Origin of the sequence: Priestia endophytica (genome assembly GCF_026790145.1) — a bacterium.
GTDB classification, from domain to species: Bacteria; Bacillota; Bacilli; order Bacillales; family Bacillaceae_H; genus Bacillus_I; species Bacillus_I endophytica_A.
Genome location: NZ_JALAMS010000003.1, coordinates 364082 through 376786, shown reverse-complemented (window position 1 = coordinate 376786; position 12705 = coordinate 364082). Strand labels below are relative to the sequence as shown.

Genomic DNA, 12705 nt, shown 5'->3' with positions numbered 1-12705 from the left:
CCTCCTAACGCTTACTTTATGCTTCTTGTCCTACTGTTTCATCTTCAATGCCAAGTTCTTTTTTAATCCAGTCGTAGCCTTCTGATTCTAGACGTTGTGCTAGTTCTGGACCACCAGATTTAACAACGCGTCCTTGCATCATAACGTGAACATGATCAGGTGTGATGTAGTTAAGTAAACGTTGATAGTGAGTAATCATTAAGCAGCCGAAGTCTTCTCCGCGCATTTCATTGATTCCTTTAGAAACAACCTTTAATGCATCAATATCAAGACCAGAGTCAATTTCATCAAGGATTGCTAGTTTTGGTTCAAGCATCATAAGTTGAAGAATTTCATTACGTTTCTTCTCCCCACCAGAGAAACCTTCGTTTAGGTAACGCTGTGCCATGTCTTGATCCATTTCAAGTAATTCCATTTTTGAATCTAATTTACGGATGAATTTCATTAGAGAAATTTCATCACCTTCTTCACGACGAGCATTAATTGCTGAACGTAGGAAATCTGCGTTTGTTACACCGCTGATTTCACTTGGGTATTGCATCGCAAGGAAAAGACCTGCTTGTGCACGTTCGTCAACTTCCATCTCAAGAACATCTTTTCCATCAAGCGTGATGCTACCTTTTGTTACCTCATACTTAGGGTGTCCCATAATTGCAGATGATAACGTTGATTTACCAGTACCGTTCGGTCCCATAACAGCGTGGATTTCGCCGCCTTTAATTTCTAAGTTAACACCTTTTAAAATCTCTTTTCCTTCAATCTCAACATGAAGGTCTGTAATCTTTAATGTTGAACCTGCCATTCGTAAACCCTCCAATTATTAGCTTATATATGCCAATATTTATTATTAATTTTATTACTAATCATTCTCATTTTATTCTCATTATAATTTTATAACAAATAAAATCCTATGGCAACCCAGAAAGGCTAATCTCCCTATTAGGCTTAGCTCTTAATCTCTTCTCATTCTATCCTATTTTCTACTATAGAAACAGGGAAAAGCTTTAACTAAATTTAAGGAATAGGCTGTTATTGGTTTCTTTCCCTACTTATGTAAAAGACCCCTTTTAAAAAAGGGGCATTGTAAAGCTTGAACACTAATCTCGAAACCTTAATCAAACGTTTGTTTAATGTGTTCGCTGATCTAGTTCTCCAATGCATTCTTGCACGAGCGTAACAGCTTGACTCATTGCTGCTCCTCCGCCAAATGCTGCGCCAACACCACATGCTTCAAGAATTTCCTTCTCACTTGCGCCTTCATCTAAACATCCTTTTGTATGGTAAATAATACAGTATTCGTCTTGTGCTACAAGACTGATTCCAAGAGCAATCAGCTGTTTCTGTTTTGCTGAAAGTTCTCCTTCTTTAAAACATGTTTCTGTAAATGCGTTAAATGCTTCAGCAACATCTGGAAGCCTCTGTGTAAATTCACCGATACCTACTTTATACGCATGCAACGCCTGGTCTGTTGAATTTTGACCTGTATCCATCCCTATCAACTCCACTTCTTTAAACTTTTCAACATTAGTATGGTCTTCTAGAAAAAAATGTATGCTTTCTGCACCTTTCATAAAAATAAAAAAGGGAGCGCAAATGCGCCCCCTTTCCAAATTATTTTGAAACTGGAATGATAGAACCTTTATATTTCTCTTTAATAAAGTCTTGAATCTCTTTTGAATGAAGAACTTTCATAAGTTCTTTAATTTCTTCACGATCTTCGTCACCTTTTTTAACTGCAACGATATTCACGTATGGTGAATCTTCTCCTTCTAACTCAATCGCATCTTTTGTTGGCGTTAAGTCAGCTCCGATTGCATAGTTAGTGTTAATAATAACTGCGGCTGCTTCTTCATTTTCATATGCTTTTGGCATTAAAGCAGCATCTCCACCAACTTTAATGTTGATATTTTTCTTATTTTCTACAATATCTTTCTTCGTTGCTGAAACAGGGTCAACGCCTTCTTTTAGTTTAATAAGACCGCCTTGTTGTAAAAGAGAAAGCATGCGTCCTTCTTCTGCTACGTTATTACTAATCATAATTGTTCCGTTTTTAGGAATTTCATCAAGGTTTTTATATTTTTTAGAGTATACACCCATTGGCTCAAGGTGTACGCCACCTGCACTTACAAGATCAAAGCTTTTGTCTTCCTTCATTGCATTTTTAAGGTATGGTGTATGTTGGAAAAAGTTTGCATCAACTTCACCACTAGCTAGCATTTTGTTTTGTAAACTGTAATCATCGTTCACTTCAACATCAAGCTTGATGTCTTTCTTCTCTAAAATTGAGGCTGCTTCTTCTAAAATCTCAGCGTGTGGAGTACTTGTTGCTACAATTTTAATTTCTTTTTCTTTAGAGCTGTCGCTACCACCGCTTGAACCACAAGCTGCAAGGCTTGTCACAGATAAAGCTAGGACAGCTGATGCAAATAACTTTTTCATGTAATGACTCTCCTTTTATTTCAAAATTAGTTTATAGCACATTAGCGTTTGTCGATTTTCTTTGTCGCTAAGTCGCCAATAAATTGAAGAATAAATACAATAACTAAAATTAATGCTGTTGCTAAAAATGTTACATCATTCTCATTACGTTTAAATCCTTGGTCATATGCTAGAGCGCCAAGTCCTCCTGCCCCAATTGCTGCCGCTACTGCTGTGTATCCAATAAGAGCAATAGCTGTTACAGTAATACCTGAAATAAGGGCTGGCAATGACTCTGGTAACAATACTTTGAAAATGATAGTTCTTGTTTTCGCTCCCATTGCTTGAGCTGCTTCAATAACGCCACGATCAATTTCACGAAGCGCAATTTCTACAAGTCGCGCATAGAAAGGGGCTGCTCCAATAATTAATGCTGGAAGAGCTGCTTTTGGACCAAACATAGAACCAATTATAAAGTTTGTAAAAGGAAGCAATAGAATGATTAAAATGATAAAGGGAATGGAACGAAATACGTTCACAATAACAGCAATAATCGTGTTAAAGAACTTGTTTTCCCATAGACTTCCCTTAGATGTTAAAAATAATAAGAGTCCAAGTAAAATCCCTAAAATAAACGTTGCAATAACTGAGATAGATGTCATATAGAGCGTCTCAACTGTTGCTTGTTGAAAAGACTCTAAGTCAACGTTTGGAAACCATTCACTAAACATGATTGATCACCTCTACTTCGATGTTCTCTTGTTGTAAAAAGGCTAATGCCTTGTTTAGTTCTTCTTCATTTCCATCAAGATGAATAAATAATGTACCGTACGCACCATCTTGGAGCTGAGACACTTTCCCTTGTACAATGTTTACCGCAATATCAAACTTTCGGATAAGTTGAGTAATAAGCGGCTGCTCTGCATCATCTCCGATAAATGTGAGCTGTACAATCCGTCCGCTCTTATAGCGTTCTACTAAAGTAGAGATTGTTTCAGAAGCATCTTCTGCTTCTGCTATTTGCTTCACGAAACGTTTTGTTACGTTCTGCTGTGGATTGCGGAAGACTTCTAATACTTCCCCATGCTCCACAATATTCCCGCTCTCCATCACTGCTACACGATGGCAAATTTTGCGAATAACATGCATTTCATGCGTAATAAGGACAATTGTTAGTCCTAATTTTTTATTAATGTCTACAAGTAAATCTAAAATCGAATCTGTTGTTTGAGGATCAAGTGCTGAAGTTGCTTCATCACAAAGAAGGACTTTTGGATTGTTAGCAAGTGCTCTCGCAATTCCAACCCTTTGTTTTTGCCCTCCACTTAATTGAGAAGGGTAAGCTTTCTCGCGCCCTTCAAGCCCAACAAGCTTAATAAGCTCCTCTGCTCTTTTTTGTCTCTCTTTCTTTGGTACTCCAGCAATTTCAAGAGGAAACGAAATATTATCACGTACAGTTCGAGACCATAATAAATTGAAATGTTGAAAGATCATTCCTATTTCTTGACGAGCTTTTCGAAGCTGTTCGCCCTTTATATGACCAATGTTGTTATCTGCTACTACGACATCCCCACTTGTAGGTTTCTCAAGGCCGTTAAAAAGCCGAACCATCGTACTTTTCCCGGCTCCGCTGTAACCAATAATCCCAAAGATTTCTCCCTTCCCAACTTCGAGATTGACGTCTTTGACTGCTACAACTTCACCTGATTTTGTTTTGTATGTCTTGTTGACGTTCTTCAATGTAATCATTGCGTATTCACCTTCTTCGATCTGTCAGTTATTCTTGTTTATCGTTTAAAAAGTCAGTTTTTTCCGATAAAGAGGCCTAGTAATGAAGAATAGTATCCCCAAACAAAATCTTTTCAGCATAATAAAAAAACCTTTCTGCACGACGAGCAGAAAGGTTGTGTATGTTCAAGCCTCTCTCTCATCTCTCAAAGTCGTATTACACAACTTTGCAGGAATTGGCACCTTTTCAGATTATCTGACGGTTGCCGGGCTTCATCGGGCACAGTCCCTCCACCTCTCTTGATAAGAGTTGCAATATTTAATTAAACGATTAGAAGTTACGAGAGTGATTGTAGCACCTATCATAAACAATGTCAAATAATTTTCAACAGTGATAACATTTCTATTTTTTGCTATGAGGCTAACTGTACAACTTTTCCTTTTTGCTCTTTCGTAGCCAGTTTAATCAACATTTCAGCTTTCAGAACGTCTGCAAAACTACCTTCTATAACCACTTGGTGCTGTTTACTTAGCTTCTGCAGAGCTTCTAAACTTAGTAGTAAATCATAATAACTTTTATTATCACCCTGAATCCGAACGTTCGCTTGTTGAACTAATCCAGACACAACAATTTGCTCGTCTTTTGAAATAAGCAAGGAATAGGAATCTGTTTCATCTTGAAGAGAAATAACAAAATATTCTTCTCCCATTAACGGCAGTAAGTGAGCGCTTTTAGTAAGGCGTTTCATAAAACTGTGAACTAATGTTTTTAGTTTCATCCGCTTACACTCCTTTTTTCTCGTATTGTTAAAGTTCTCTCTTTTTTTTCCTGTTCCTTGTTCTTTTTCTCGACAATCTCTTTTCTTAAACTTCAAACAATGTCGTAACACCTTTATTTCCTAAGAAATATGTCAAAAAGTGCTTTACATTAGCGTAAAGCACTTTCATAAGCACCTAATTTTCCAATAATGTTTTCAACTGAATGAAAAGCATATACTTTTTCTTCTAATTTCCCATCTTTCAAAATGAGCAAACACGGCACACTTTCTATCTTAAATTCACTTGCCTTATCTGGCATATAGTTTAAATTAGCTGCTCCAATATTTACATCTGGTAGCACTTTCTCACTTACTTCAAGCATCTTCTTTGCAAGCTGACATGTTCCACAAAGTGGTGTGTAAAAATAGAGAAAGCGATATCCGTCTTTGTTTATATTTTCATTTACAATCTCTTCTGTCCATTCCTGCATCATTAACCAAATCCTTTAAACTAAAAATTCTGTGTTGATATCAATATTAGCACTCAACAACACGGTTGCAATATGGTTTCTTGGTGCAGCAGCTACTTCTCGATAAGCTCGATCAATATAAAGATGTTCTGCTTCAGGAAATTCACGACGAAATTGTTTTCTAAGTTTATCACCAGCATCGTCTGAATCGACTAATATATAGACGTCTCTGTCGAATGTGGCATCAATAATTTCATCAAGTTTGGCAACGCTAAGCGTGCCATTTGTACAAATGATCTCAATCGGTTCTCTAATAATGTTTTCAATTCTTTTTTTATCCGATCTTCCCTCAACAATAATTACCTTATCCATACCTTCTACCATTGTCATCACCTGTTTGTTAGAATGTACACCAATATCCATTTATCCTTTAGTATACAGTATTCGCTTTCTCACGTCTTTTCCCCTGTTTCTTCATATTTAATTTTGTAAAATGCTTTCTTTAAGAGAAAAAGCAGCGGAATCCCGCTGCTTTTTAGCACCAACCTTCTTCATTGTCACAATCGGTGTACTTCATGTCTTTACCTGTTGTAACATCTGTATGTTGGTAAAATTTATTATCGCGATATTGATATCCGTTATTTAACTGATACTCTGATTTTCCTTGCTCGTTAACAGTCATCTTCCCAATCGGTTCATTTTCAACGTATAAATTCAATTCATCATTTACATACTTTCCGACAACTCGGTCCGTTACATCAATATGACGCTTTTCTAACATTAAGCTTCACTCCTTCTAGACGAATCTAACTATAGATTCTCCTGAAAGCAAAGGGTTCATAAATGAAATTTTTCCCTTTCCAAAAGAAAAAAGGAATGTTTCCCATTTGGAAACATTCCTTTTTTTTATTCTGAAATCATTTTTTGATATTCTTCTGCTGTCATTAATTTCTCAATATCTCCCTTATTATCAGGCTCCAAAACAATCATCCATGCATTTTCGTATGGAGATTCATTAACAAACTCTGGGCTGTCATCTAGGTTTTCGTTGATTTCAACTACTTTTCCACTAATTGGTGCGTACAACTCAGATACTGTTTTAACAGACTCAACGCTTCCAAAAGGCTCGTCCGCTTCAATTGTTGCTCCTACTTCAGGAAGCTCAACAAATACGATATCGCCTAGTTCTGATTGCGCAAAGTCAGTAATTCCGATTGTTACTTTGTCACCCTCAACTTTTACCCACTCGTGTTCTTCTGAATAACGTAAATCTTTTGGTAAATTCATTCTAGTTCCCTCCATACATCGTTCATTTTCTTATCATTTTTATTCGTTATCAAAGGGAGCACATAAACGCTCGCATATTATCTTAATTGTAACGTAAAAATAGAATATTTTCTATTTGAAAGCATTCTAAAATAAGAAAAACTTTTAATAAGCATTATCCTTCTATTTCCATTCTTTCTGAAACATCTCATCTTTAAACCCAACCGTTACTTTCTCCCCATCTGTCACAATCGGTCGTTTTAAAAGCATGCCATCTGAAGCTAAAATTTCAAAAAGTTCTTCATTTGAAGCAGAAGCTACTTTATCTTTTAATCCAAGCTCACGATACTTTTTACCACTTGTATTAAAGAATTTCTTTAGCTCTAAACCGCTCTTTTCATAAAGTTCCTTAATTTCTTCTTTTGAAGGAGGATTTTCTACAATATGTATTGCGTTATATTCCACATTATGTTCATCAAGCCATTTCTTTGCATTTCGACATGTACTACATTTTGGATATTCATATATTGTTATACTCATTTATTACACCACCATAATTCCATATATTTTCTTTCTCATTTTATCGTGAATCTTCATTAAAAAACAAGGAAAGCTCGAACGCTCTCCCTGTTTTTTATAGTCATTACACAGCAAACTCCTCTTGTTCGATTAGCACTTCAGCTACTTCTCTTTTCTTAGTAATTATATTTTTTGGGATGTATTTCGTAAATTTACGCAAAGCAGAAAGCATCATTCGGAGGCTATCCCCATCTTCAACATATGAAAGAGTTTCTTTTGCATGATGCTCAATTTTTTGAAATGCTTCTTGGCAAAAGATTTCGGTATAACGTACTTTTAATTGATTTTTCTCTTCCCCAGTAGCGCTCACTGCCTTTTGCGTTCGAAGTAAAACAGATTCCATTGCATATACTTCGCTAATAATATCAGCAGCATTTGCCAAAATTTCCTGTTCTTCCGCTGCTTTTTTTCCATACTTTTGAGCAATAAGACCAAGAATTAATAAAGCCATTTTTTTACCGTTCTTCACTAAGTTCTCTTCCTGGTCAAGAAGCCCTTCCCCTGCTTCTACAGCTCTTGTCATCATCATTTCTTCTTGAAGAGCTTGCGCTTTCTCAAATAGAGGTAGCTCTCCTTTTACTCCTTTACGCAAATAAGTTGCCGGGACAAGCAATCGATTAATTTCATTCGTGCCTTCAAATATCCGATTAATGCGTGAATCTTGATAAAGCCGTGAAATTTCATATTCTTCCATAAATCCGTAGCCGCCATGAAGCTGCACCCCTTCATCAACAACATAATCAAGCACTTCTGTACCAAAGAATTTATTTAGTGAACATTCAATAGCGTATTCAGCAATTGAAGCCGCTACTTTTCCACCATCTTTTCTTTCCGCTTCGTTTAAGGATCCCATTCTCTCTTCAAAAAGCCCCACTGTTCGATAAACAGAGCTTTCTGTTGCATAAATCTTAGCTGCCATTGTTGCTAACTTTTCTTTTGTTAAAGAGAACTGTGAAATCTTTGTTTTAAATTGCTTTCGCTCATTTGTATATTTTACAGCAAGTTCAAAGGCATGTTTTGAAGCTCCAATTGCTCCAACTCCCAATTTATAACGGCCAATATTTAAAATATTAAAAGCAATGATATGCCCTCTGCCAATTTCCCCTAACACATTTTCTTTAGGAACTCTAGCATCTTCTAAAATAAGGGTTCTTGTTGATGAACTTTTAATTCCCATTTTCTTTTCTTCTGGGCCTGTTGAAACTCCCTCTGCTGTTCGTTCCACAATAAATGCGCTAAAATGCTCTCCATCTACTTTCGCATATACAATAAAGAGATCCGCAAATCCTGCATTTGTAATCCACTGCTTTTCACCATTTAAAAGATAATGTGTTCCTTCTTCATTTAGACGTGCCGTTGTTTTAGCACCAAGGGCATCAGAACCAGATCCAGGTTCTGTTAAAGCATATGCTGCAATCTTATCCCCGCTTGCAAGCTCAGGTAAGTATGTTTGCTTTTGCTGTTCTGTACCGAAAAGAACAATTGGCAAAGAACCAATTCCAACGTGCGCTCCGTGAGTAATAGAGAATCCGCCTGCTTTTGAAAACTTTTCCGCTACAAGGGCTGAGCTGATTTTATCAAGATCAAGTCCCCCATACTCCTCTGGAATATCTCCGCCAAGCAATCCAAGATCCCCTGCTTTTTTCAACAGCTTCACAGATCGGTCAAACTCATGATTCTCAAGATGCTCTACTTCTTTTAATACTTCTTTGTCAATATAGTCAGCTGCTGTTTTAGCAATCATTTTGTGTTCATCTGTAAAGTCTTCTGGGGTGTATACCATAGCAGGATCAATATCTTCCAAAATGAAGCTTCCACCTTTTACCACTTTCTCCCCTTTGCTTTTCATAACTCTTCCTCCCTTTTATGCTAAAAGTTCGAAAACCCCAGCTGCTCCCATGCCGCCGCCAACGCACATTGTCACAATGCCAAATTGTTCTCCTCTTCGCTTCATCTCATGCAAAAGCGATAGAGTTAGTTTGGTTCCTGTACATCCAAGTGGATGACCAAGCGCAATTGCTCCTCCATTTACGTTTACTTTTTCCTCGTCTATCCCTAGCTCTCTAATAATCTGGATGGCTTGTGATGCAAATGCTTCATTTAATTCAAACAGCCCAATATCACTCAACGACAGGCCAGCTTGCTTCAAAGCCTTTGGAATAGCAACAACAGGACCGACTCCCATTATTTCAGGCGGAACTCCCCCAACAGCAAATGAACGGAATTTGGCCATTGGTTTAAGACCTTCTGCTTTCGCCTTTTCATGATCCATCAAAAAGACAGCTGCTCCTCCGTCACTTGTTTGAGAAGCATTTCCTGCTGTCACTGAACCATTCAGAGCGAAAGCTGGGCGAAGATGCCTAAGAGCTTCCATTGTTGTGCCAGGACGTACTCCCTCATCTTTGCTAAACAACACTTTCTTCTCTTGCCATTTATGATGTTCATCCACCGTTCTTATCGGTACTTCAACAGGTACTATTTCATCTTTAAATTTACCTTCCTGTATTGCTTTTGCTGCTTTTTGGTGACTTCTTACAGCAAAGGCATCTTGATCTTCCCTGCTAATGCCATACTTATCGGCAACTCGTTCAGCTGTATGCCCCATTGCCATATAATACTCCGGTTTTTCTTCCGCCAGGCGAACATTTAATCGTGTCACATGCCCTATCATCGGCACAAGGCTCATTGATTCTACGCCTCCTGCTAATACTGCATTTGCTTTTCCAAGCATAATACTCTCTGCACCATACGCAATCGTTTGTAATCCAGATGAGCAGTACCGATTGATCGTAACCGCTGGAACTGTGTACGGTAACCCTACTAAAGCCCCAATGTTTCGCGCTAAGTTTAACCCTTGCTCTGCTTCTGGAATCGAACATCCGATAATGAGATCATCAATTTCACCACTATACCCGCCTGCTCTTTTCAACGTTTCTTGCACAGCAAGGGCCCCTAAGTCATCAGGTCTTACGTTTGCTAATGATCCTTTTTTCGCTTTTCCAACAGGTGTTCTTGCTCCGGCTACAATAACTGCTTCTCTCACAGTCCTACTCCCCCTTCTAATTACGCAATGGTTTGCCTTTCAAAAGCATATGCTGCATTCTCTCCTGTGACTTTAGCTCCCCAATCAGGCTTAAAAAAGCTTCACGCTCTAAATCTAATAAGTATTGTTCATCAACTTTTGTACCAAAAGGTAGTCTCCCACCAGCGATCACAAAAGCAAGCTTTTTAGCAATTTTCAAATCATGATCAGAAATATATCCAGAGTATTTCATGCTTTGCGCTCCAAGCAAAAGCGTCGCATAACCGCTCTCTCCAACAACCGGAATCTTTTGCTGTACAGGCGCACGATAATCAGAAGAAAGATGAATGACTGCTTGCTTTGCATCATAGAGTAGGAATTCTTCATTTTGCGTGATTTTATCTTGTGGATTTAAAAAACCAAGCTCCCCTGCTTCACGAGCAGAAGTCGAAACTTTTGCCATCGCAATCGTTTCGAAAACGTGTGAAGCTACTTTTAAAAGATCTGTCCCGCTCCCACTTTGAGAAAGAACTTTTTGATAAAGGTTTTGACTTCCTCCTCCGCCAGGAATAAGACCAACTCCGCCTTCTACAAGTCCCATATATGTTTCACTTGCAGCTTGAATATGGGCAGAAGGCAAACAAACTTCCGCTCCTCCACCAAGTGTCATGGAAAATGGAGCAGTTACAACAGGTACAAGGCTATATTTGATATGCTGCATTGCTCCTTGAAATTTGGAGATAACAAAATCAATTTCTTCATAGTTATCGTCCTGTGCTTCCATTAGCATCATGGCAAGATTGGCGCCAACACAGAAGTTTTTCCCTTGATTTCCAATAATGAGCCCTTTATAATTTCGCTCTGCTTCATTAATACCTTTGTGGATCATGTCGATAATATCAAGACCAATTGCATTGTTCGGTGATGTAAATTGTAAACAAAGCACATCGTCCCCCATATCGAGTAAAGAAGCACCGCTATTTTTTTGAAGTACGTTTGTTTTTTCAAGACTCGCTAGATGAATCCTTTTTTCCTCTCTTTCTTTTACTTTGTACTCACTCTCTTTAAAATAGAATAGAGCTTCAGGGGTTTGCTTATAGAAGGTAGTGAATCCACTTTCAAGCATTTCTTCAACCCAGCTTGGAACCGTTTTTTCTTCGTTTTTCATTTTGGTGACGGTCTCTTCTACACCAAGCTCATCCCATAGCTCAAATGGTCCTTTCTTCCATCCAAACCCAGCTCGCATTGCTTCATCAATATCAATAATATTGTCAGCAATCTGTGACACAAGATGGGCAGAGTAAAGTAATACAGGGCTAATGATGTTCCATAGAAATTGATCTTCTCTGTTCGACGAGTATAAAAGCGCTTTCATATCTTTCTTCTTGCCTTTACTTTTATCTGTCAGCAGGAACTTTTGACGTGGTTCATATTGAAGTGTATCAGTATTTAATTGAAGAATTTCTTTTCCTTCCTTTTTATAAAAACCCTTTCCTGCTTTGCTTCCATACAAGCCCTTTTCTAACATCGCTTCCATAAAAGGTGGAATGGTAAAAAGCTCTCTTTCTTCTCCCTCTACATGCTGAAATACATTATGTGCAACGTGAGCAAATGTATCTAATCCAACAACATCGAGCGTTCGAAATGTTGCGCTTTTTGGTCTTCCAATAAGAGGCCCTGTTAGAGAATCGACTTCTCCAACATTTAACTGACTTTTGTTCATCTCTCTTACTGTTACAAGCAATCCATATGTGCCAATTCTATTGGCAATAAAGTTTGGCGTGTCTTTGGCAAACACTACTTTCTTACCTAATACTTCTTCACCAAAGTTTTTCATATATTGAGCAATAGCTGATTTTGTCTCTTTTGTTGGGATAATTTCTAGTAGTTTGAGGTAGCGAGGTGGGTTAAAAAAATGAGTGCCTAGAAAATGCTCTTTAAAATCTTGTGAGCATTCCTCCGACATGGCATGAACAGAGATTCCTGATGTGTTAGAACTTACAATGCTTCCTTTCTTTCTCACTCTATCAATGTTTTGAAGCACTTGTTTCTTCACTTGTAAATTCTCTACGACAACTTCAACAATCCAATCACATGTTTTTAATTCATTCCAATGGTCTTCAGTATTTCCAATCGTTATAAAGTCGATGTTTTTCTTTGACGTAAGAGGAGCTGGCTTTCTTTTTAAAGATTGCTCTAACGATGTTTTCGCTAGTCTGTTTCGCACTTCATCATCATCTTTAGATAATCCTTTCTTCTTTTCAGCTTCTGTGAGCTCGTTTGGCACGACGTCTAAGAGGAGTGTTTGAATACCTACGTTTGCAAGTAAAGCAGCAATCCCTGAACCCATTACACCTGAACCAATGACAGCTGCTTTTCGGATCGTTTTCACCATATAAATTCCCTCCAAACTCTATTGAATGAATAACCATTCATTTTATGGCTAAAAAACGCCTTATTTACC

At 37.9% G+C, this 12705-nt stretch carries 14 protein-coding genes and 1 riboswitch; all 14 genes read right to left on the bottom strand.

The window, feature by feature from the left end:
* Window positions 1-16: 16 nt before the first annotated feature.
* Window positions 17-802 carry a Fe-S cluster assembly ATPase SufC gene (gene sufC / locus MOC86_RS06080; RefSeq protein ID WP_040060177.1) on the bottom strand — a complete coding sequence of 262 codons (786 nt, stop codon included), beginning with the start codon at window positions 800-802 and terminating at the stop codon, window positions 17-19.
* Between the two features lie 325 nt (window positions 803-1127).
* Window positions 1128-1490 carry a carboxymuconolactone decarboxylase family protein gene (locus MOC86_RS06075; protein WP_268583265.1) on the bottom strand — a complete coding sequence of 121 codons (363 nt, stop codon included), beginning with the start codon at window positions 1488-1490 and terminating at the stop codon, window positions 1128-1130.
* A 121-nt stretch (window positions 1491-1611) separates the two neighbouring features.
* The gene (locus MOC86_RS06070; protein ID WP_268583264.1) at window positions 1612-2439 is read right to left on the bottom strand and encodes a MetQ/NlpA family ABC transporter substrate-binding protein; all 828 of its coding nucleotides are present in this window, start codon (window positions 2437-2439) and stop codon (window positions 1612-1614) included.
* A gap of 41 nt (window positions 2440-2480) precedes the next feature.
* On the bottom strand, window positions 2481-3149 hold the full coding sequence (locus MOC86_RS06065; RefSeq protein ID WP_243516721.1) for a methionine ABC transporter permease: 669 nt from the start codon (window positions 3147-3149) through the stop codon (window positions 2481-2483).
* Window positions 3142-4167, bottom strand: a complete 1026-nt coding sequence (locus MOC86_RS06060) for a methionine ABC transporter ATP-binding protein (protein ID WP_243516710.1) — start codon at window positions 4165-4167, stop codon at window positions 3142-3144. The genes MOC86_RS06065 and MOC86_RS06060 overlap by 8 nt, the downstream gene beginning before the upstream one ends.
* Window positions 4168-4342: 175 nt before the next feature.
* Window positions 4343-4456, bottom strand: a riboswitch (SAM riboswitch).
* A 103-nt stretch (window positions 4457-4559) separates the two neighbouring features.
* Complete coding sequence (locus tag MOC86_RS06055; RefSeq protein WP_268583262.1) at window positions 4560-4925, bottom strand: SCP2 sterol-binding domain-containing protein; 366 nt, start codon at window positions 4923-4925, stop codon at window positions 4560-4562.
* Window positions 4926-5074: 149 nt separating this feature from the next.
* Window positions 5075-5395 carry a thioredoxin family protein gene (locus tag MOC86_RS06050; protein ID WP_268583343.1) on the bottom strand — a complete coding sequence of 107 codons (321 nt, stop codon included), beginning with the start codon at window positions 5393-5395 and terminating at the stop codon, window positions 5075-5077.
* A 15-nt stretch (window positions 5396-5410) separates the two neighbouring features.
* Complete coding sequence (locus MOC86_RS06045; protein WP_019395008.1) at window positions 5411-5758, bottom strand: toprim domain-containing protein; 348 nt, start codon at window positions 5756-5758, stop codon at window positions 5411-5413.
* Window positions 5759-5909: 151 nt separating this feature from the next.
* Entirely contained in the window at window positions 5910-6155 is a 246-nt protein-coding gene (locus MOC86_RS06040) for a YusG family protein (protein WP_040060178.1), read from the bottom strand.
* Window positions 6156-6280: 125 nt separating this feature from the next.
* Window positions 6281-6661: a glycine cleavage system protein GcvH gene (gene gcvH / locus MOC86_RS06035; protein WP_268583261.1), complete on the bottom strand. Its 381-nt coding sequence runs from the start codon at window positions 6659-6661 to the stop codon at window positions 6281-6283.
* Between the two features lie 162 nt (window positions 6662-6823).
* Window positions 6824-7180: an arsenate reductase family protein gene (locus MOC86_RS06030; protein ID WP_268583260.1), complete on the bottom strand. Its 357-nt coding sequence runs from the start codon at window positions 7178-7180 to the stop codon at window positions 6824-6826.
* A 103-nt stretch (window positions 7181-7283) separates the two neighbouring features.
* Entirely contained in the window at window positions 7284-9068 is a 1785-nt protein-coding gene (locus MOC86_RS06025; RefSeq protein ID WP_268583259.1) for an acyl-CoA dehydrogenase family protein, read from the bottom strand.
* Between the two features lie 15 nt (window positions 9069-9083).
* A complete protein-coding gene (locus tag MOC86_RS06020; protein ID WP_268583258.1) occupies window positions 9084-10262 on the bottom strand; it encodes an acetyl-CoA C-acetyltransferase in 1179 nt (392 codons plus the stop codon).
* Window positions 10263-10278: 16 nt separating this feature from the next.
* Window positions 10279-12636 carry a 3-hydroxyacyl-CoA dehydrogenase/enoyl-CoA hydratase family protein gene (locus MOC86_RS06015; RefSeq protein ID WP_268583257.1) on the bottom strand — a complete coding sequence of 786 codons (2358 nt, stop codon included), beginning with the start codon at window positions 12634-12636 and terminating at the stop codon, window positions 10279-10281.
* Between the last annotated feature and the right edge of the window lie 69 nt (window positions 12637-12705).

Bases quoted from the DNA above. Each gene is read 5' to 3' on its own strand.
- MOC86_RS06070 (WP_268583264.1), bottom strand. From the start codon at position 2,439: ATGAAAAAGTTATTTGCATCAGCTGTCCTAGCTTTATCTGTGACAAGC.
- MOC86_RS06045 (WP_019395008.1), bottom strand. From the start codon at position 5,758: ATGGTAGAAGGTATGGATAAGGTAATTATTGTTGAGGGAAGATCGGAT.
- gcvH (WP_268583261.1), bottom strand. From the start codon at position 6,661: ATGAATTTACCAAAAGATTTACGTTATTCAGAAGAACACGAGTGGGTA.
- MOC86_RS06030 (WP_268583260.1), bottom strand. From the start codon at position 7,180: ATGAGTATAACAATATATGAATATCCAAAATGTAGTACATGTCGAAAT.
- MOC86_RS06075 (WP_268583265.1), bottom strand. From the start codon at position 1,490: ATGGATACAGGTCAAAATTCAACAGACCAGGCGTTGCATGCGTATAAA.
- MOC86_RS06050 (WP_268583343.1), bottom strand. From the start codon at position 5,395: ATGCAGGAATGGACAGAAGAGATTGTAAATGAAAATATAAACAAAGAC.
- MOC86_RS06015 (WP_268583257.1), bottom strand. From the start codon at position 12,636: ATGGTGAAAACGATCCGAAAAGCAGCTGTCATTGGTTCAGGTGTAATG.
- MOC86_RS06055 (WP_268583262.1), bottom strand. From the start codon at position 4,925: ATGAAACTAAAAACATTAGTTCACAGTTTTATGAAACGCCTTACTAAA.
- sufC (WP_040060177.1), bottom strand. From the start codon at position 802: ATGGCAGGTTCAACATTAAAGATTACAGACCTTCATGTTGAGATTGAA.
- MOC86_RS06065 (WP_243516721.1), bottom strand. From the start codon at position 3,149: ATGTTTAGTGAATGGTTTCCAAACGTTGACTTAGAGTCTTTTCAACAA.
- MOC86_RS06040 (WP_040060178.1), bottom strand. From the start codon at position 6,155: ATGTTAGAAAAGCGTCATATTGATGTAACGGACCGAGTTGTCGGAAAG.
- MOC86_RS06025 (WP_268583259.1), bottom strand. From the start codon at position 9,068: ATGAAAAGCAAAGGGGAGAAAGTGGTAAAAGGTGGAAGCTTCATTTTG.
- MOC86_RS06060 (WP_243516710.1), bottom strand. From the start codon at position 4,167: ATGATTACATTGAAGAACGTCAACAAGACATACAAAACAAAATCAGGT.